This is a genomic window from Psychrobacter sp. DWR1-2-3 (assembly GCF_049896465.1).
Lineage (GTDB): Bacteria > Pseudomonadota > Gammaproteobacteria > Pseudomonadales > Moraxellaceae > Psychrobacter > Psychrobacter maritimus.
Map to the genome: position 1 here is coordinate 58480 of NZ_JAFCUJ010000003.1, position 20780 is coordinate 79259.

General features: G+C 43.2%; 15 protein-coding genes. 10 read left to right on the forward strand and 5 right to left on the reverse strand.

Annotated elements, in window-relative coordinates:
- The first annotated feature begins 276 nt into the window (after nucleotides 1–276).
- Together ACP7AA_RS06595 and copM are read left to right on the forward strand one after the other, a co-directional pair.
- Entirely contained in the window at nucleotides 277–903 is a 627-nt protein-coding gene (locus ACP7AA_RS06595) for a pseudouridine synthase (protein ID WP_413500845.1), read from the forward strand.
- 259 nt (nucleotides 904–1162) lie between these two features.
- On the forward strand, nucleotides 1163–1990 hold the full coding sequence (copM, locus tag ACP7AA_RS06600) for a CopM family metallochaperone (RefSeq protein ID WP_426223020.1): 828 nt from the start codon (nucleotides 1163–1165) through the stop codon (nucleotides 1988–1990).
- Nucleotides 1991–2147: 157 nt separating this feature from the next.
- Here copM and ACP7AA_RS06605 read toward each other — a convergent pair whose 3' ends face one another.
- Nucleotides 2148–4157 carry a M61 family metallopeptidase gene (locus ACP7AA_RS06605; protein WP_426223021.1) on the reverse strand — a complete coding sequence of 670 codons (2010 nt, stop codon included), beginning with the start codon at nucleotides 4155–4157 and terminating at the stop codon, nucleotides 2148–2150.
- Nucleotides 4158–4549: 392 nt separating this feature from the next.
- Between ACP7AA_RS06605 and ACP7AA_RS06610 the strand changes: the two genes are divergently transcribed.
- Complete coding sequence (locus ACP7AA_RS06610; protein WP_149490575.1) at nucleotides 4550–5035, forward strand: FKBP-type peptidyl-prolyl cis-trans isomerase; 486 nt, start codon at nucleotides 4550–4552, stop codon at nucleotides 5033–5035.
- 527 nt (nucleotides 5036–5562) lie between these two features.
- Here ACP7AA_RS06610 and ACP7AA_RS06615 read toward each other — a convergent pair.
- On the reverse strand, nucleotides 5563–7773 hold the full coding sequence (locus tag ACP7AA_RS06615) for a carboxy terminal-processing peptidase (RefSeq protein WP_426223022.1): 2211 nt from the start codon (nucleotides 7771–7773) through the stop codon (nucleotides 5563–5565).
- Nucleotides 7774–8334: 561 nt separating this feature from the next.
- Here ACP7AA_RS06615 and nagZ point away from each other — a divergent pair.
- The gene (gene nagZ / locus ACP7AA_RS06620; RefSeq protein ID WP_426223023.1) at nucleotides 8335–9405 is read left to right on the forward strand and encodes a beta-N-acetylhexosaminidase; all 1071 of its coding nucleotides are present in this window, start codon (nucleotides 8335–8337) and stop codon (nucleotides 9403–9405) included.
- Nucleotides 9406–9528: 123 nt separating this feature from the next.
- Here nagZ and ACP7AA_RS06625 read toward each other — a convergent pair whose 3' ends face one another.
- The gene (locus ACP7AA_RS06625) at nucleotides 9529–11133 is read right to left on the reverse strand and encodes an OmpA family protein (protein ID WP_201562335.1); all 1605 of its coding nucleotides are present in this window, start codon (nucleotides 11131–11133) and stop codon (nucleotides 9529–9531) included.
- A gap of 640 nt (nucleotides 11134–11773) precedes the next feature.
- Complete coding sequence (locus ACP7AA_RS06630; RefSeq protein ID WP_426223024.1) at nucleotides 11774–13384, reverse strand: hypothetical protein; 1611 nt, start codon at nucleotides 13382–13384, stop codon at nucleotides 11774–11776.
- 598 nt (nucleotides 13385–13982) lie between these two features.
- On the opposite strand from ACP7AA_RS06630, the gene ACP7AA_RS06635 reads away from it, so the two are divergent.
- The 6 genes from ACP7AA_RS06635 to ACP7AA_RS06660 all read left to right on the forward strand — a co-directional run bounded on the left by ACP7AA_RS06635 (nucleotide 13983) and on the right by ACP7AA_RS06660 (nucleotide 19542).
- Complete coding sequence (locus tag ACP7AA_RS06635) at nucleotides 13983–14591, forward strand: rhomboid family intramembrane serine protease (protein ID WP_201562339.1); 609 nt, start codon at nucleotides 13983–13985, stop codon at nucleotides 14589–14591.
- A gap of 202 nt (nucleotides 14592–14793) precedes the next feature.
- Entirely contained in the window at nucleotides 14794–15759 is a 966-nt protein-coding gene (locus tag ACP7AA_RS06640; RefSeq protein ID WP_426223025.1) for a metallophosphoesterase, read from the forward strand.
- Between the two features lie 116 nt (nucleotides 15760–15875).
- Nucleotides 15876–16436, forward strand: coding sequence for a 5-(carboxyamino)imidazole ribonucleotide mutase (purE, locus tag ACP7AA_RS06645; RefSeq protein WP_288726591.1), 561 nt, complete (start codon nucleotides 15876–15878; stop codon nucleotides 16434–16436).
- 297 nt (nucleotides 16437–16733) lie between these two features.
- Nucleotides 16734–18113 (forward strand): 5-(carboxyamino)imidazole ribonucleotide synthase, encoded by a 1380-nt coding sequence (locus ACP7AA_RS06650; protein ID WP_426223026.1) that lies wholly within the window; start codon nucleotides 16734–16736, stop codon nucleotides 18111–18113.
- A complete protein-coding gene (locus ACP7AA_RS06655) occupies nucleotides 18113–18562 on the forward strand; it encodes a YaiI/YqxD family protein (protein ID WP_021814375.1) in 450 nt (149 codons plus the stop codon). The genes ACP7AA_RS06650 and ACP7AA_RS06655 overlap by 1 nt, the downstream gene beginning before the upstream one ends.
- Nucleotides 18563–18903: 341 nt before the next feature.
- Entirely contained in the window at nucleotides 18904–19542 is a 639-nt protein-coding gene (locus tag ACP7AA_RS06660; RefSeq protein WP_426223027.1) for an NAD(P)H-binding protein, read from the forward strand.
- A 152-nt stretch (nucleotides 19543–19694) separates the two neighbouring features.
- Here ACP7AA_RS06660 and epmA read toward each other — a convergent pair whose 3' ends face one another.
- Nucleotides 19695–20720 carry an EF-P lysine aminoacylase EpmA gene (gene epmA, locus ACP7AA_RS06665; RefSeq protein ID WP_426223028.1) on the reverse strand — a complete coding sequence of 342 codons (1026 nt, stop codon included), beginning with the start codon at nucleotides 20718–20720 and terminating at the stop codon, nucleotides 19695–19697.
- Nucleotides 20721–20780: the final 60 nt, after the last annotated feature.

A 20780-nucleotide genomic window follows, 5' to 3' on the forward strand; every position in this document is an offset into this window, starting at 1 on the left:
AAAATTCATGAAATTTTTCAGATTTTGCGAATTAAGTCATACAAAAAACTGAAAGCTGCCTTAGCCATTGTACTAAGATAAAGCCTGCTTGATGATTTTTGTTTTGCATGAGCCATTTTTAGTTATCATTATGATAAATACCACAATCATAACATGGTTATTGATAATTATAAGAACAGCCTTACATTATGCTCATGTTGTATCAGAAGCTTACTCTTTTAATACTACTTCTATTTACCCTACATTCAGTTTTTTATCTTCGGGAAACGCTATTTTATGTCGACCTCCAGCCTGATTCTATTCAACAAGCCTTACGGAGTACAAAGTCAATTTCGTGATGACAGCAATAATGACCACAGTACCCTATCGCAGTATTTCACCGATAAATCCCTACGTGTTGCCGGTCGACTGGATGCCACCTCAGAAGGCTTGCTGATTTTGACCAGTGACGGACGGGTTAATAAAGCCATTACCCAGCCGCCTGCTGCCAAGAATTTTGCGCAAAATAAGCAAAAACAAGGTAAGACTTATTTGGTACAAGTAGAAGGTCTGGTAAGTGCTGACCAACTAAAGCAATTGGCTGCTGGAGTCCAGTTAAAAGATGGCAAAACCTTACCGGCAACGGCGCTACTGGTTGATGAAGCGGATTTACCGATTGCGCTATGGCAACGCGATCCACCTATTCGTGAGCGCAAAAGTGTGCCGACTTCATGGCTTATGCTGACCATCTATGAAGGTAAAAATCGCCAAGTCAGGCGTATGACCGCGCATGTAGGCTTACCTTGCTTGCGTCTTATTCGTTGGTCAGTGGCTGGATTCGAGCTTGGGTCGCTTGGCGTTGGTGAATTTGTGCGTATTCATTTAAGTCGTGAGCGTTGTCAGCAATTAGGCGTTATTGATTAGGGGTGTTAATAAGGTATTTAGCCTTATAGCTTGTTAATGCCTACTCACTTCAAGTACCTATTAATCAATTTTGCTATTGAGCTTGTTAAAGATATTACGACTTGTTAAACATAGCGTCTCGAATGAGCAAGGTTTATCTGCTAAGCTACAAAACCATGTTATCTTTGGGCGATATCTGTATTTAATATAGCGGATATCGCCTGCAGCTTGCTTATTGTTTGTCTGGTTTGTTATTTTTTATTGATAGTAAGGATATATCATGATTGCTTCTCGTCGTTTTACCTTGTTTGCCACTAGTATCTCTGCGGCGTTGCTGCTGAGTGCTTGCCAGCCCGCAACAGAGGATACCGAGGTAATACCGGCAGAAGAAGCAATAACAACCACGACTGAGCCGTCTGAAGCGGCTGACGATATGGACGCCCATGCTGGCCATGATATGTCTGAGAGTGGCGATGTAGTAGACGAAGCACAAATGACCGACATGCTAAAAGACTATACGAAGTCGATGACCAGTATGCATAATGAGATGATGGTTGGTATGGGTTATAACGATCCCGATACCGCCTTTGCCAAAGGGATGCTCGGTCACCATCGCGGCGCGGTCGATATGGCAAAGATTGAGCTGAAGTATGGGACCGATGAGACCATGCGCAAACTTGCCCAAGACATTATCGACTCACAGCAAATTGAAATCGATATCATGAATAAATGGCTGGCTAGCCACCCTGATGCGCCCAAACCCAAACCCAATACCGAGGCCATGCAAGCGGCTTATGCTAAAGGGATGAATACCATGCATAGTGATATGATGCTTGGTATTGCCGAACCTGAGGCTGATATGGCCTTTGCGCGCGGTATGCTGCCGCATCATATTGGCGCCGTAGATATGGCAAAAGTACAGCTTCAATACGGTACGGATGAAGAGATGCGCAAGTTAGCCCAAGACATTATCGATGCTCAGCAGCCTGAGATTGCGCTGATGCAAAATTGGATTACGGCTCATAAAGTTAGTCAGGCGACGGTTAATGATAATGCTGAAGCCGTTACTGAAGATGAAAAAGAGATTAAAGAGAATACTAAATCTTAAGGGTAAATATTTAGGGCAGTAACATTTTTACCTAATTTTTGCTGATAACGCTTTAAGCCTTAAAAACATAAAACCCTTGCTAAGCTGCGTCACTTAGCAAGGGTTTTTTAATATCTAAATGTCTAATCGCTTTTAACCTGCCTAGCTACTCTAGCTATTAATTTTTATAGCGCGCTATCGCATTAAGCCAAGCGTTTTCAGTATTTGCATAGTCTGCATATTCACCATCGTCTTCGCAGTCGGTACTAGTCCTTGCTAAACGTAAGCTGACGCTATGCGGAAATGCTTTTTCATTATCGTCATACGCGTCTTTATCAGCGAAATCAGATTTAGGCAAAACTTTCACCGTCATCAGCTCATCACGGCGAAATAAATGGCATTCCACAGCGCGCGTGGCCTTACTAAGCGTTGCTAATTGCTTAGTGTCTGCTTTGATACCATCGATTGCGACGACGACATCATGGGCTGAAATGCCAGCCTTAGCAGCGATACTGTCACGTGTCACGCGATTAACCTTAAGACCCAGTGGCGTCTCACTACAGCGCATGCCCCATGGCACATGTTTATCCGCAGTCTCTTTGGTATTAGGGTAGATTTTAATACCATTTGCTGTGAGCAGCGCCTCTAGGGGCAGCTCTTCAACGCCATTAACATAACGGCGCTCAAACTCTTCCCAATCGGCTAATGGCATAAACTGCCCGATAACTGCCCCCATATCAGCACTACTGATACCGATGCGCTTATTATCACTTTGCTTTGCTTGACTATAAAACGCTTTGACGACATCAAACAAACGATAACGACCAGCGCTTTTTTCTAGTAAGGTTAAATCTAAGCATAACGCCACCAAAGCACCTTTATTGTAATAGCTGATACCTGCATTACCAGTGTTTTCATCGTTGCGATAGAGCTTAATCCAAGCGTCAAAGCTCGACTCGGCAACGCTTTGATGCGCGCGCCCAGGGGTTTGGTAATAGCGATTGATTTGTTCGTCGAGTAATTTAAGATAGCTTGCCTTATCAATGACGCCTGACGCTTGCAAAATAAAATCATCGATATAAGAGGTAAAACCTTCAAACACCCATAGCAATGGCGTAAAGGCTTCGCGGCGCAAATCCACATCCAACATCACATCTGGACGGACAGTTTTCACCCACCACGCATGAAAGTATTCATGGCTGCATAAGCCCAAAAAGCGTTGATAATCGGTACTTGGTACTTTTGGCTCATCAGCATTGGGCAAATCGCGACGCGGGGTAATCAAACTGGTCGAATTGATATGCTCCAGACCACCGTAATCCTGACCACTGGCAAAGGTCATAAAGGTGTAATCATTAAATGGCGCATCGCCGAGCCAATCTAGATAAGTTTGACAGATTTGAGTGACGTCTTGCTGCAAGCGTCCCATATTGGCGCTATGCTTACCGGCAAGATAAAAATGATGGCCAATCGTCTGGTGCTTATCATCTTGAATAATAAAATCAAAGCTATCTTGTTCAGCAATCTCAAACGGATAATCGATAAGCTCGTGATAGCTGTCTGCTTGTAGAGTATATATTCGCTGTTTATCACCTTGTGATTGTACTGCCTCAAGTCCACAGGCCAAGCGCACATGACTGGCATCTTTGTCGGCTAAAAATACCGCTGGCACGATTAAATCAACCTCTACCGCTTTTTGCTCTTGTCCTTCAATCGCTAAAGCGAGCGAGGTAAAATTGCCATATAAACGCTGCTGGTCTACATACGCAGTACGTACGGATAAATCATAACAATACACTTCATAATGGACATGTATGCTCTGCCCTGCGCGCACTTGTGGCAGCTGCCAAGTATTTTTATCTATTTTTTGCGCGCGGTACGTGTTTGTTTTTTTATCAATGTCCGTGAGTTGACTATCTAATGTTTGATTGTTTAGAGTTTGGCTATCTAAAATCTCATAGTGCACCGCGGTGATATTACGGGCAAATTCGCGCATCAAATAACTACCCGGTATCCATGCTGGCAACCACAAACTTGGCGCGTCAGTATCAGCGGTAAAGGTCAGCGCTACATCGACCAAATGCTCTAAAAAGCGTGTAAAGTCGAATTGGTAAGAGATAGGAGCGGTTTGCTGATTTAGAGTGCTGCTCAAAGTACTATTAGGCAAAGCTTGAGAAGATGCAGTCATAATTGTTTCTTATCCTTATAATCGTCACTATTATTAGTCATTACTATTTATTCGCTACTATTATTATTGTTATGCTCGTCTCTATGGTAGGAGTCATTATGCAAAAACGCAACTGGCAAACCTTACGCTACTTATATTAAAGAGAGAAGAAATCGCTAAAGAGCGTAAAAATCATATTTATTTACATTAATTCGCCGATTAATTGGCATTTTTTATGCTTTTAACCTTGAAACCGATGGGAGGCATCGCAATTAAAGATGCTAACTGCTAAAGTTACCCTAATAAACTGATGATAATTGACTAATGACGTGGCTATTTGGCTGGCTGATTGGCTTTTTTAGGTTTATTCCAACCGTATTTAAATTTTAATATCGACATATTTAGGATAATTTATGACTACTATCGCAAAAGACACTGCCGTCAAGTTCAACTACACTCTAAAAGACGACGAAGGTAACATCCTTGACCAGTCTCCAGAAGGTCAACCGCTTGCTTATTTGCATGGCCATAGCAACATCATCCCAGGTCTTGAGCAACAACTAGAAGGCAAATCTGCTGGCGAAAGAGTCAATGCCGTTGTAGAGCCTGCTGATGGTTACGGCGAATACCAAGAACAAGCGGTACAACATGTACCACGTGAAAACTTCCAAGGCGTTGAAGATATCCAGCCTGGTATGCAATTTCAGTCAGAAGCTGGCGGTCAAGTTATGCTAGTGACCGTTACTGATGTAAACGACAAAGAAGTGACTGTTGATGCAAACCATCCATTGGCTGGTAAGCGTTTGACGTTTGACGTTGAAATCCAAGAAGTACGTGCAGCAACTGAAGACGAATTAAACCATGGCCATATCCATGGCGCTGGTGGCGTTGAGCACTAATCTCTTTTTGAGTTTAGCGTACCATCGTTAGTATGCTTAACATAGTTAGACGAATACTTAGTTATGAACGATGGTGTTTTCGTCTAACTAAAAAAGGTCAGTAGAGCAATCTACTGACCTTTTTTGTAAGCTGATTTTAACAAATTTTTGTCATACAAGTTTTCTGAAAAGACTATTCTTACAAGCATTATCGAGATTGCAGACGTAACAAAGCCGCATAACGACAAGCATTATGCGGCTTTTATCACTAACCATCCATGTTAATGTTATTAGATACTTAATCCCGGAGCATCTTATAACGTTCAGGCTTCCAGCCTTATCATCCCTAATCAGCAAACCACCTATCCCTGATGCGACCTTTAAGATACCAATCCCTAGTACCTATGAACCTTTTCGTTCAATCGTGCCGTACAGTTATAATCGCAGATTGACCCAAGGTTAGTAAGAGGTCTAAACGTCAATGCGTGTAAGCATATGCTTACACGCATTTTTAGTGATAACAGAGATAGCCTAAAGAATACTATTTACTATAACTTTTCTTCTGGGCTAGCGAGTACTTTTGCATCAGCGCTGAGCATGATATAAGCGGCTTCATTAATAAAGGCTTCGTCTTCAGGTAGCTCAGGGCGCTCACTTTCTTTCATCTGACTGCGCTCTTCAAATTTTGCATCCATCGCGGCTTGATAAGTATTCCAATTGGCATAAGGACGCTCACCTGTTGCGATAAGGCGCTTATTTTCAGCTTCCAATGAACGCTTCTCTATCAGCTGCATCTTGGCACGGCGGCTATTGATATCAAGAGGAATTGGTTTTTTCTCATCTTCCATATTGCGAATATCGTTTAGCGTTGATAAATAAACAAACTGCGGGTTTTTCTGCTGACGGATTTTTGATTGCTGGTTTAGCGTCGCTAACGTATTGGCAGAAAATTTACCTTCAGGCTTATAAGGCGCGGTTTTAATGGTATCCCACGGCAAAGCTTTTTTCTGTGCGCGCTCGCCAAAGGTCGCATCATCATAGATATTGACCAATTCAACATCAGGTACTACGCCTTTATTTTGCGTACTACCACCGGTGATACGATAGAATTTACGCTGCGTTAAGGTCGCTGAACCCAAAGCTAAGCTATCTAATTGAATTTGCGCCGAGCCTTTACCAGTCGTTGTACTACCGACAACTAGGCCACGACCATAATCCTGAATCGCTGCGGCAAAAATCTCACTGGCAGATGCCGATGCTAAGTTAGTAATAACGACCATCTTGCCATCATATAACTGCTCGCCGCCATCGTCATCACGATAGACTTGGATATTGCCGCGATTGTCGCGAATCTGGACCAGCGGACCGCTCTTGATAAAGAAGCCAAGCATCTTGGCAACTTCATCGAGCGAGCCGCCTGGATTGTTACGTAAATCAACCACTAGACCGTCGATATTTTTTTTATTCAACTCTTTAAGAGCTTTTTCTGTATCGACACTGACGCTACGGTACTCTTCGCCGTTACGACGGGCGCGATAGTTGAGATAAAAACTTGGTATCTCAAGGACGCCGATACGTTTGGGCGTTTTATCGATATTAGGGCGCTGAACTTCAACGACGCGCTGGGTGACGCCAGACTCTTCTTGTTGAATAATATCGCGAACTACGGTTACGTTACGGGCGCTAGCGTCTGGGGTGTTCGGTTGACGTACTTTAATAGTCACTGAAGTGCCGCGCTTACCACGAATCAAACCGACAATTTCACGCGTTGACCAGCCGACCACATCGGTCATGGTTTCGCCGTCTTTGGCGATACCGATAATCAAATCATTGGGTTTAATCTGACCTGATTTTGCCGCTGGACCACCGTCTACCAAGGTCACAATGCGAGTATAGTCTGGGTTTTTACGGTCAGGGCGAATAGAAACCCCAATGCCTTCTAATTGTAAACTGGACTGAATTTGCAGCTCATTGGCTTGAATCGGCGCATAATAATTACTGTGCGGATCATAAGTTAGCATCGCCGTATTCAAGATGGTTTCCATGATTTCGTCGTTTTTTAGACGGGTAAACTGCTCTTGCTGGCGTGATAAACGATTGAGCAAAATCTCACTTGGCGTGCGCTCATCATTACGCACCAAATCTTGTCCGCGCGTGATATCAGGATTGTCTAAAAAGACTTTTTCTTTCGCCTTTTCATCTTCTTGACCCAAAGTAATACTCATCAGCTGAAACTTTAACTGACGCGTCCAATAATCACGCTGCTCTTTTTTGGTTTTAAAATGACTCAGCTTTTCGCGGTCAAGTACAATGCTATCTTTACTGGTCAAATCAAGATTTGTGTTTAGCAGCTTCTTTGCCATGGCGAAGTATTCATTAGAGCGTTTACGATAGCGCTCAAAAACTTCTACGCCAGCAGATAAGTCGCCGCGTTTTAAGCGGGCACCAAATTCATCGGCATATTTTTTCTTAAATTCATCGACATCAGATTGCAAAAACAAGGTATGGTTTGGGTCAAGGCTATCGATATACATGGATAGAATCTCACTACCCGTTGCACTATCGAGCGGCTGATTGAGATAATGGCTACGATCTAGCAATGCCGCTACCTGACGGGTGGTGACCTGTTGCTCAGGAGTGGCTTTAAAGCCTTCAGTATTGCTATCAGCTACTGCGGTGCCATAGCTTTGGGTAAGAATAAGACCAGCGATACCCATTGACGCTGCACTGAGTAACCACTGTGCTGGTTGTTTTTTCATCATATATACCTAATTATTTTAAGTGAAAAGTATGCAAAATATGCTTAGTTGTTATTCATATTAAAAGTTATCTAATAAACGGCTATCCACAAATCTGACTGTTTTTAACTGTATTATATTTACCATTAAACCATGCGATACGCTAGCATTAAAAGCGCGCAAACACATGATAGTTATTTTAGTTTTATCGTTAAAAAATCAATCAATACTAGCATGGCTATAAATACGCTGCTGTCTCAAACTGTATAAATAATCTTACCCGCCATGGCGCTGTGGCGCTGTGTCTTATGAGCCAACGAACGAACTTTCTATCAAACCTATTTATTGCTCTAACTAAATAAATACTCATTAGCTCATCAACATAACTGTTTTAAATCAATTAAGCCGCGACATTATGCTCATCTTATAATAACTGTCATAATATAACCAACATGGCAATGAACAGCGATAGCGAATAATGACGATAAATCATGCAGCTCATGGCTTAGAGCTTCTTTGAGCTTAAATGTTTTTGACCATAAACGATAATATAACAAGGTATAGCCTAATAAGGATCACGCAATGTACGGCGTCTTAATGATTGATATCGATAGTACCGCACTGACCGCTGAAGATGTCAGTTTAATCAAACAAGCACAAGTCGGCGGGGTCATATTATTTGCCCGTAATGTGGCAGACGCGGCGCAAGTGCGCTCCTTATGTGACGATATACGCTATCACAATGCCGATATATTGATTGGCGTTGATCAAGAAGGTGGGCGCGTTGCTAGATTACGTAACGGTTTTACCCCATTGCCCGCGATGGGCAGACTTGGTGAGTTATTTAATCAAGACCCTAACCGCGCCCTGAGCCTTGCTTACGACTGCGGTTATTTGATGGCGGCCGAAGTATTGGCAGTCGGCATTGATTTAAGTTTTGCGCCCGTGCTCGATAGAGATGGTATCAGCCAAGTCATCGGCGACCGTAGCTTTCATCATGAGCCGCAAGCGATTATTGCCCTAGCCAGCCAGTTTATGCGCGGCATGAAAGACGCCGGTATGGCGACCACCGGTAAGCACTTTCCCGGCCATGGTGCCATCGCCCCTGATTCACATGTGGCAGAAGCCATCGATACGCGTAGCTTAGATGAGATTATGAATAGTGATATGCAGCCTTTTGCGCAGACACTACCTTGGCTTGATGCCTTAATGCCAGCGCATGTGATTTTCTCCCAAGTCGATAATAAACCCGCAGGATTTTCAAAAATTTGGCTCAAAGACATCATTCGTGATCAGCTTAATTTTGATGGGGTGTTATTTTCTGATGATTTATCGATGGCAGGCGCACAAGCAGCAGGCGATGTTAGCGCCCGTGTCAAAGCGGCGATTGAAGCAGGCTGCGATATTGCCTTGGTCTGTAATGACCGCGTTGCTGCTCACGATGCTGCCGCAGCAGCACAAGAGCTGCCCTATCCTGACCAAAAACGTATCAAGACCATGTGTGGACAGATACCTGTTTGGCAGGGCAATCTTGAGTCAACATGCCAGCAGTTTGATTATTGGCAACAAGCAAAAGATAACGTTTTACAGACTTTCTTTCCGGTTCAAACAGAAGTGCAAGCGGTTTTAAAAGACCCCACTGCTTATAAATAATGCAGCTAACAAAAAAATTGATTTAACAGAATAAAAAACCGCACCTTATGAAGATGCGGTTTTTTTGCTATTAAAGTCTTATTTAAAGCTTACTGGTTATCCATCAGCGCGTCTAAAATGATACTAATTACTGGTACTTGCTTGTGGGTCTAATGCCGTACCACGACTGGCATCATCAGCATCAGGCATTAAATCATCATTGTCACTGTCTAATGGATTTAAGTCCGGGTCAAGGGCACTGTTACTAATCGCCATGCCATCGTTTGCATTTGCTGTCTCATCATAGACCACAAACTCAATACGGCGGTTACGGAAACGACCTTGCTCAGTGGCGTTTTCAGCAATAGGATCAGTCTCACCCATACCTTTAGTCATCAGCTTAGTTGGATCAACGCCTTGCGCGACCAAATAATCTTTCATAGATTGAGCGCGCTCTTCTGACAGCTTCATATTGTAAGCCGCATCAGCAGTTTTGTCAGTATGACCAATAATCATCAACTTCATATCTGGTACTTGTTCCATCAATTTTACAGCGCGGTCTAATAGCGCTTTATTGGCATCAGGAATCACCGCTTTATCTACTTCAAAATTCACTACTTGTAGGCTGAGCGCACGAGCCACATCCTGAGGGTCAGGATTTTGGCCAAGGTTATCCATCGCTGCTTGAGAAGCTGTTAAGCTATTATCAATCTCAGCTTGGGCATCTAATGGCGCTTCTGGCTTGACGGTCATCGCTGGCGCAGCCGCTTGTAAATCTGCAACCAATTTATCTAATGCCGCAGCGTCAGGCGCATTAACGGTAATCGTATCGCCTTTGATTAACATGCTCGCATTCGGTACGTTTTTGACGATAGGTAATATAGACGCAAGCTGAGCGGCAGCAGGCATGTCAATTGAGAAGTTATCATCGACATCCGCACGGCAATTATTGGCTTCATCGCCAAATGTAGCGGTCAGAGCGTCCATGACATTGCCCTGTAGCGTCTCATTACCAACGTTCATACGGCAAGCGTATAGCTCACTGTTTTCACCAGTCGCAATACGCAATGACGCAGGTTCGATATCCGCAGCAACCACTGATTGCCCATCATCATTAACGGCTTGCTGCTCGGTAGCAACAGGCTTGCCGACTGGCTCAGGGTTGTCTTGGCAACCTCTTAGTAGCGCCCACGCCAACGCACCCAAGATAATCAAGCCAATAATCGGTAGCAGCGCTTTCATAAAGCTGCCTTTTTCTTCCTCTTCGCGGTGGATGGGCGCGGTAGTGACCGTATCAGACACGCGAGCGCCAGCAGGTGCAGCCGCAATCATACCAGCAGGTAAAATTGCACTCGCCCATGCCGGGATATGATGCTGATAACTGGCAAGATTGTCATTTAAAAACTGCGGTACAGGCGTCGTTCCTGCCAAGCTTTTGATTTCGTGATAGGCCAGTGGCGCGGCCATCGCAATTAAACCGCGCGCAGCAGTAGCGTCAACATTATGTTTACCAGCCAGCTCACGAGCGATTTGGTCACGGTGCGCGCCATCTGTCCATACCCGATCATAAAACCCTTGATCATCACGGGCGATATTTTCATTAGCAAAACGATTATAGGTATCGTTATCGGCTAGGCGCGCGGCAAAAATAGCATAGAACTGTTCAAGTAAATTTTTCTTAGCAGGAGTGCGGTCATCTCCTAGCACTGCTGGACTGACCGTCCGCGTTAAGTGACTGATAATATCCATAATGTCATTCCTCAATGAATTGTTATTTTAAATGGCTTGTTTTATATAGCGTGCATTCTCAAAAAGTAGAGCGTTGATATTGATATTTTATGGCTGCTATTTAATATGAGCTCATGCGATTAATATTAAGTTAATAGTATTAGATAGCAGCCGTAACTAGATTCAACTTTTGTTATTATAAAAGTATTAAGTATGTGTTCACAATCGACAGGCTGTTGTGCAATTGCTACGATAAGTAATGTTTCGGTTGTTACTCGTAACTGCAATGCTCAGAAAGTACAAATTACTAACATATGAACCGCTAATCGCTTAATTTTCAATGTAGTTGGTAAGTTAAATAGAAATTTGCATTCACTGTTTTAGGTATAGTCAGTTCAAAATAAAAACGATGCGTTAATAGTTATGGGCGACTGCTATAAATTTTCCTTGCTTGCTGTTATCACAGAGGCTACGAAAAATTCATCCCAGTCGCACTGTATCTGTTTTTCCAAATCTGTTTTTAAAGTTAATTCACTATAATACTTTTTTATTCTTATGCTCTTTATTTAGCGGCAAATAAAAAAGGAGTGCCGTCAATCATTGATACTACACTCCTTTTAGCTTTTTATTTTCTACGCGTTTATTATAAACATTCCATTTATCATCTGACTTGAGCAGGCTCCGCCACGATAACACTGTTTGCCATATCATCGACTTCCGATACTGAGAAAGGGCCTGGTGGTTGCTTTGATGCTGGGCGGTCGTTATTCATAGCAGCGTTATTGCTAGGTTGGTCATACATCGGCGGATTATTAAAGTCATTATTACGGCTAGGCGCTGGCATCACACTATCCCCCGTATCGTCGTCCGCTGCTTGGTAATCACTATTGCTGTTAACATTATCATTAATATTGCTATTCGCATCGTACTGATTATTGGTGCCATTCATAGCCGCCATATCAGCTGCTCCCATAGCGCTATCATTATTAGGTAGTAGTAGCGGCGCGTTACTATCAACCATCATCGCCGGTACCAAAGTACGGATATCGGTGGCCAATTTTTGCAGCTGCATACTATCTGGCGCCTCCAAAGTCATGCGGTCATTTTGCAGCTGTAAACGAGCAAATGGAGTCGCTCTTAATAAAGTCAAAATATTGGGTAGCGCCTCGATAGGCATATTGGCAATATTATTGGCCACGCCTTCTTGCACCGTAAACTGACACATCGCCGCCTGCTCACCGAAGCTACTATTAAGCGCTTGTTGCAGCGTACTTTGGAGCGCGGTATCACCGACAGAGGCGCTACAAGTATATAGATTGCCGCCATTATCGACGCCAACGATAAGCGCAACGGGCGTTGATACTTGCGCTGGCGGTTCAGCGACAGGTGGTATAACTGTGGGCGCTGTTACCACTGGCTCTACAGGCGGTGCGTTATTAGGCCTAATTAACAATGCCCATACCAGCCCAATCGCTGCCATTGCCGCCAATAATAAAAACACCCGAATCAATAAATCATTGCGTTGGTTGCGGGTACGTACTTTTTCTCGTTTTAGGCTGCTGTTTTCTTCTAGATGATGGGCTGCGGGATTGGCGTGGATAGCACCTGTATCGATAGCCGCTGTACTTAGACTGTTATCAAAACTTTCATTAGCAAGTTCTGTTGCCGTGTTCGGCTCTGTTATCAAGTTCGCAGAAGGGTTTGTCCTACTTGCTTCAGTGGCATCATGCTTATTTAATAAAACAGGCGTAGCAGCTATCTCAGTTAGCGTGCTTTGAGCATTAAACAATTCATCCTCAGCATGTTGCGCCGCGGTAATCACTGGTGCCGCCCATATCGGCAGATAATGGCGAAATGTAGGTTGCTGGCTTTGCAAAAATGCCGGCAAGAACTGCCCATTTGCCATTATTTTGAGCTCACGATAAACCAGCGGTGCAGCATTCATAATAAGCTTTTTGGTGGTGAGCTCATCAATATGATGAGTAGCCGCAAGCTCTTGAATAATAACTTGGCGCGCGTTCGGTGCTTGCCATAACTGCTCAAATAACGGCGTCTCTATCATATTTTCATTAGCAATCGGCTGATCATCACGCAGTAACTGCGAGTAAACTTGTGGCAACGCCAAACGCGCCGCCAAAATGGCATAAAACTGCTCTAATAAGCTGACATGGGACACATTACCATTATCAGCCTGATTAGTATGGTCGTCATTACTATAGCCACCCAACACCGCTGAGGTCACCGTTTGTTCTAATTGGTCGATAATATTCATAAATTATTGCCTCTGTCGGCGTTGATTTAGGTTGTATAACGGAGATGTATTTTTTTTAATTTAACTTTATATTCTAAAAATTGTGGGAAGCTGAACGCGTCACAAGCAATATTGGTATATAAATTGCCTATCATTTATAACTTTCATTACCTTTTAAATGACTATAAATTAAATAACAATGAATTTGACAACGCTTAATACGATAAACCTAAACGACTGCCAGACCTTTATTATTAATTTTTAGGTCTATTATTAACTATTATGTTTGGTCTTTATGCTGTCGTGAATCGTTACGGTCAGTATACGAAGCATTACTCATTCTGCCTGCTACGCTGTTATATTATTTAATATAAACGATTATTAAAGCACAATTTTGTCGTGTATTGGTTTTTTGCCTCGGCATCGCTGTTATTATTGCTAATATCATGCCTGAATGCTTTATCATTACTCATATTTAGTGGCTACTTATATTAGTAGCTATTTACCGTTTTAGCGTTATTATCATTAATAGTAGTTGTTATTGAGCCAAGACACTTGGGCTTTAAGCGTTACGATTTATATCATTGCCATCTATCAGGCTCGGCCTAAGGATTCCCCTTTGTTTAACCATACGACGCTTATTATTATCATCACCGTTATTGTCAGTTTATTGGCATGGCAAAACAAAGCCGTGTTTAATCGACTTATTTTCTATCCGCCAGCGGTGAAAAATGGTCAATGGGATCGCTTTGTGACGCATGGTTTTATTCATGCTGATGGGATGCATTTGCTGTTTAATATGTTTACCCTATACTTTTTTGGTCGGGCTATCGAAGGCTTATATCAGTCGTTTTTATTCGGTTATGGTTTCGTGGTTTTTTATGTGTTGGCTATCGTTGTCGCGATGGTTCCAAGCTATATTAAACATAAAGATAGTGCCAGCTACCTAAGCCTCGGGGCGTCAGGCGGTGTATCGGCGGTCTTATTTGCTTTTATTCTGCTGGCACCATGGGAAAAGATTTATCTATTTGCTGTTGTCCCTATCCCAGCGATATTATTTGCGGTCGCTTACGTCGCTTATAGTATTTATGCGGACAAACGTGGTGGCTCTAATATCAATCATATGGCACATATGTGGGGCGGCGCATTCGGGGTAATTGCGACGATTATTTTAGAACCTCAAGTATTACCGCACTTTTTAAATGCGCTCTTATCTCCTGGGTTTTAGAGGTGCTATTAAAACCAAGTCATAAAAAGCTCAGTGGTAAAATTAACAAATAAAAATAAAAGCTTAGTTCATTAACGCAGTTTAAATAGCCAAGTAATGCTTCATTTATATCGCTATTTAGATCGCTTGGTATTGCTTAGTATTGCTTAGTATCTTGCGCAAACTTATATTTAATAAAATATTTAAGAATTTGATAATTATTATGATTATAGATGTTATTGGTGATATTCACGGTTATGCTGACAAGTTGGTCGGACTCCTAAAGCAGTTAGGCTATGTTCATAATGGCACCTATTTTGTACCGCCAGCGGGTCATCGGGCGCTATTTATTGGTGATTTCATTGACCGTGGGCCGCAGCAAGTAGCTTCACTAGAGATAGTCTTTGCTATGCTAGATGCAGGCGTTGCCGATGCGGTGATGGGCAATCATGAATACAATGCGCTCACCTTTGCCATGCTTGACCCAGAGCAACCTGAGCGCTATTTACGCTCGCATAGCGATGTTCACGTGCGCCAGCATGAAACCTTTTTAGCCGAAGTCCCGTTTGGCTCAGAAGCGCATCAATATTGGTTGCAGCGCTTTTATGAGACTCCATTGTGGCTTGAGACTGAATACGCTTGCTTTGTACACGCTTGCTGGGATGTCGATAGCATGGCGGTATTAAAGCCGCTATTGACCGCCGATAATTGCTTGACGCCTGACGCCGTTGTCGCCACGGCGCAAAAGCATAGCCCTGCTTATGAAGCGCTTGAGCGCGTGCTAAAGGGCGTAGAAACGGCGTTACCCGATGGTTTAGTCATGGTCGATAAAGATGGGGCAGCGCGCTCGCAAGTACGCGTGCGTTGGTGGCTTGATGAGCTGAATAAACGTACTATTCATGAGATTGCCCGTGCGCCAAGCTCAGGATTGGCACAGATTCCAAGCGATGCCCTAGCAGAAAATATCGAATTTGCCCTTAAAACTCATAAACCGGTATTCGTCGGTCATTATTGGCTAACAGGCGCGCCGCAACCCCTTAGCCCGCAGGTTGCTTGTACCGATTATTCGGCAGCGATTGATAGCGGTTATTTAACCTGTTATCAGCTCGATACCGAGCAGCCATTACCACTAAAAGCCCATAACTTCGTACAGTATCGTCATGATGAAGACTCAAAGATAAAGGCATAAAAAAGATAAATGCATAAAATCAGCGTTATTTAGCCAGCTTTGCCATTAAACAGCAAACTTGGCTTTACGAAGGCAGCAAAACTTTTGTATGATGGTCCTTTTGAGGATATCAAAGCATGAGCACCACATCGGCTACCGTTACCCCTGTTGAGCAAAACAGCCCAATCACCTCTCCTGCTGGTCAGCCAAAAGTAGGTATTATCATGGGCTCGCAGTCTGACTGGGCAACCATGAGTGCCGCAGCGCAATTACTTGCCGACTTTGATATTGCCTTTGAATGTGAAGTGGTGTCAGCGCATCGTACCCCTGATAGATTGTTTGATTATGCCAAAAGCGCCAAAGGCAACGGCTTGCAGGTGATTATCGCTGGGGCTGGTGGTGCCGCGCATCTGCCCGGTATGTGTGCCAGTCAAACGCCGCTACCTGTCTTTGGTGTCCCTGTTAAATCATCAATGCTCAGTGGTTGGGATAGCTTACTTTCTATCGTACAAATGCCAAAAGGCGTGGCCGTTGGGACATTAGCGATTGGTGCAGCTGGCGCCTATAACGCTGCTCTCCTTGCTATTCAGGTGTTAGCATTGCATGATGAATCAATTGCGACTAAGCTGGATAATATGCGTCAAGCGCAAACCGATACCATTCTTGCCAGCCCAACACCCGGTATTATCAATCAATAAAGTAAGTAAACTCAGCCAGATGGCGTTAAGTTTTGACAAAAACACCCTTAGCAGAACTGCAATATTAACCAAGAGAAATTAAGCGCAATCATCTGGTTTTTAACTCTCAATATCAAACCTGAATACCAAATTAACGAGCAATGTTCTAAACTTGATATTTTTACTCAGATGCGTTCTACTAAATACAAGGTGCATACAGTGCACCTTTTCCTATTTTAATCGCATAAGTTTTATCCCGTAAATTTTAGATATTAGTACTCAAAATCCCTTATTCATTTTTAATGTAAAGAGCCTGCCATGACTACAGCGAACGCTTATCCTGTAACCCAAACCATTCGTACCATCGGTATTTTAGGCGGTGGTCAGCTTGGCATGATGCTCGCCGAAGCCGCCATGCCGCTCGGTTATCAGTGCGTATTTTTAGAAGACAATGCCGAATGTCCTGCCAGCCTATACGGAAAAGTTTTTCATAGCGAGCAATTAGAAGCATTTATTGCCGCAGCTAACGTCTTTACCTTAGAGTTTGAAAATACGCCTACTGCTACCGTTGAACAGCTAGCCAGCTTGTCAAAATCTGGCAGCAAGCAAGGCATGTTTCCGCCACCAATTGCCCTTGATATCGCCCAAGATCGCTTAAAAGAAAAAGGCATGTTTAATGAGCTTGATATCGCCACCGTACCATTTATGGCGGTTAATTCTGAAGCAGAATTAAAGCAAGCTTGCGACGAGCTAGGATTGCCTATCGTCCTAAAGACTAGCCGCGGTGGTTATGATGGTAAAGGTCAGTTTGTCATCAAAGAAGAAAGTGATATTACCGTTGCTTGGCATGAGCTTAAAGATGCAGTTAGTGGTAAAGGCGCACTAACGCCAACGTCTGCTCCCCTCATTGCAGAAGGCTTTATTAACTTTAGCCGTGAAGTATCTATCATTGCTGCACGCGCCCAAAACGGTCAAGTACGCTGCTATGATTTGGTCGAAAACCATCATCATAACGGTATATTGGCCAAAACGCGCGCGCCTGCCGTTGGTACTAGCCATTTGTTCCAACAAGCAACCGATGCCATTACCACTGTGATGAATCATTTAGGTTATGTTGGTGTGATGGCGCTTGAGCTATTTGTGACTAAAGATACGCGTGGTAACGACTATCTGCTGGCCAACGAGATTGCCCCACGCGTTCATAACTCTGGACATTGGAGTATCGAAGGCGCGATTACCAGTCAGTTTGAGAACCATATTCGCGCGGTGGTCAATCTACCCTTAGGCGATACCGATAACGTCCACCCAGCGATTATGCTGAATGTGTTGGGTCAATATCCTGATATCAGCGCGGTGCTCAATATCGATGGCGCCCATTATCATAGCTACCATAAGGCTGAGCGCGAGGATCGTAAAATTGCGCATATTACCTTGATGCCAAATGACGTTGCTGACTTAGATATTGCCCTCGCTAAGCTGGTTGCTGTCTTGCCTAATAAAGTCGGTCTTGATAAAAAGTTAGCGCCTATGGTTACCGAGAACCAAGCAAAAACACCAGAGCAAACAGCCAGCACGGAAACTGACCAAGCTGTAGAAGATGCTGCTATCAATGTTAAAGAGAGCCAACCAGAGGGTTTAGGAGATATAGACCAGCTATCAAACGACCAGCTATCAAATACAGATAAGGCTCAGAAATAATGCAGATTTGGGTAGATGCTGATTCGGTGCCTCTGATTGCCAAAGACTTGATTATCAAAACGGCTGAACGTACGCAAACCATGGCGATATTTGTCGCCAATCAGCCGATTAAACTGCGCAAATCACCGCTGCTCGTCATGACAGTGGTGCCATCAGGGTTTGATAAAGCCGATGATTATATCGTTGAGCAAATCCAGCCAGGCGATTTAGCCATCACTAGCGACATTCCCTTGGCCAATGATATTTTGGATAAAGGCGGTATGGTTTTAACCACCCGCGGTATGGTCTATGATAAAAATAACATCAAGCAAAAGCTTAATATGCGCGATTTTATGGATACCATGCGTGGCACGGGCGTGCTCGAGCTGCAAGAAATGAGTGGCCAGAAACCTTATGGCGACCGCGATAAAAAAGCCTTTGCCGATGGTCTTAATCGCTTAGTACGTTAATTTTCTTACGCATTATTGGACAGCTACCCTTTCTAACCCTTGTTATAACTTTCTTATTCTTATGAATAGCCGCTTTTATAAATAGCAATTTTTATAGAGAGCACCTTTATAAAGAACAGTTTTTATAAAGCACAGGCTTGCAAACCGTATACACTCCATAACCAAACACTATGCAAACGGCACGCTTCATAACGAAGTGTGCTCATCATTCTTGTTACGCTATATGCAGCTTTCAAAACAATCGGTTTTTGAATAATTGGTTTTTAAACAAATGATTTTTAAACGATAAATTTTAAAATAACGATAACGTATAGGAAACGTATATAAAAATAGGAATGAATATGAAAATTTTAGTGATTGGCGCCAGTGGTCGAGTGGGTACAGATTTGGTTAAGCAGCTATTAGCAAATAACCATCAAGTGATTGGCACCACCCGTCAGGAGGAAAAACTCTTTACTGATGATAATTACAGCCAATTAGATTTGGATATCACTGCTGAAAAAGACGCAATTCAACATCAAATTGAATCAGATATCGATGCCGTTTACTTTGTTGCTGGTTCAGGTGGTAAAGATGTCTTAGAAGTTGATTTACATGGTGCGGTCAAAACCATGCAGGCAACAGAAGATAAAGGTATTAAACGCTATATCATGCTTAGTACGGTGTTTTCATTAGACACTAGCAAATGGGACAATCCTGGTATTGCTGACTTAAAAGAATACTATATCTGTAAGCATTACGCCGATCAGTGGTTGGTTAATAACAGCAAACTTGATTATACTATCGTGCAAGCAGGTGCACTAAAAGAGCGTGAAGCAACGGGTAAAATCACTATTAATGATGACAATGCGGGTGAAAACTCAATTGCAGATGTGGCTACGACGTTGGCAGCTGTACTCAATGCTGATAATACCAATAAGAAAGTCTTTAGCATGCATAATGGCGAAACTACCATTGATGCAGCGCTTGCTAAACTGTAATAAACAAAAGTTATAACAAACAATATGCAGCTTTGCAGCATTATAAAAAGCCGTACAGAAATAGAAAAGCGCCTAAGCCTTCCGGTTTACGCGCTTTTTTCTGATAGATTGTTTAAAAATTAACGGTTACGTTAAACGATATCAAAGAGCAACTAAGCTAAGCCACTGGGAAAAGGAATCACATCCTCTAAGCTGCTAGCGCCTGTTATAACCATCAACAATCTATCAATACCGACTGCGATACCACTACAAGGTATTAAATCATCAGACGCTGCTAATAAATGCTCATCAATTGGCATTTGTGGCAAGTTATGATGCTGACGCAATTGATTGTCGCGCTCAAAGCGCGCTCTTAACGCCTGCCCATCTGCCAGCTCATCGTAAGCATTGGCAATCTCAATACCATTAATATAGAGCTCAAAGCGCTTAGCAACTGTATTACCGTCTTTATCCTTAGCCATTTTTGCCAATGCCGCCGTTGCAGGTGGATATTCTATAATCAGCGTCGGCAAATCATGACCCAAATTTGGCTCGACGGCATGACTAAATAGTAAATCTAACCAGCTTTGACGAATATCTTCTTCACTATTGGTGGCGCCATTTTCTGCACTATTAAAATCAAACCCTGTCGAACCCTTATCTTCTGCCACCGCTTGTAGCGCCGCAATACTGGCCGTTAACGGATGGATACCAACGAAATCCATAAAGGCATCGACGTAACGGTAATGACTCAGCACAATCGGATAACCGTAAAGCGCTTCAAGTAACTCGCCCAATTCAGCAGCCATATCATCTAAGCTGTAGTTCGGCTGATACCATTCGAGCATGGTGAATTCAATATTATGACGCACGCCTATCTCATTATCTCGAAATACCGGACAAATCTGATAAATGGGCACCTGCCAGCTGGCAAGTAGCCGCTTCATGGCGAACTCAGGCGACGTATGCAGATAATAGGTGCAAGGTTTATCTTGGTAAGTGACCTGCGCCGCTACTGACTGCAAAAAGGTATCAGTATTGCCTGCTTGCGATAACAAGGGCGTCTGTACTTCGAGCACGTGACGCGTGGCAAAAAACTGCCGAATAGCACTCATGAATTGCGCACGCTTTTGTGCCATTGATACGGTCATGGTCGGCGCATAGCTGGGTTTAGAAAAGAAATTACTTGCTTGAGTCATTATTATTTACTGCAACTTAAGGATAAAAAATAGATTTTAAAATGATGTTTTAAGTTTTAA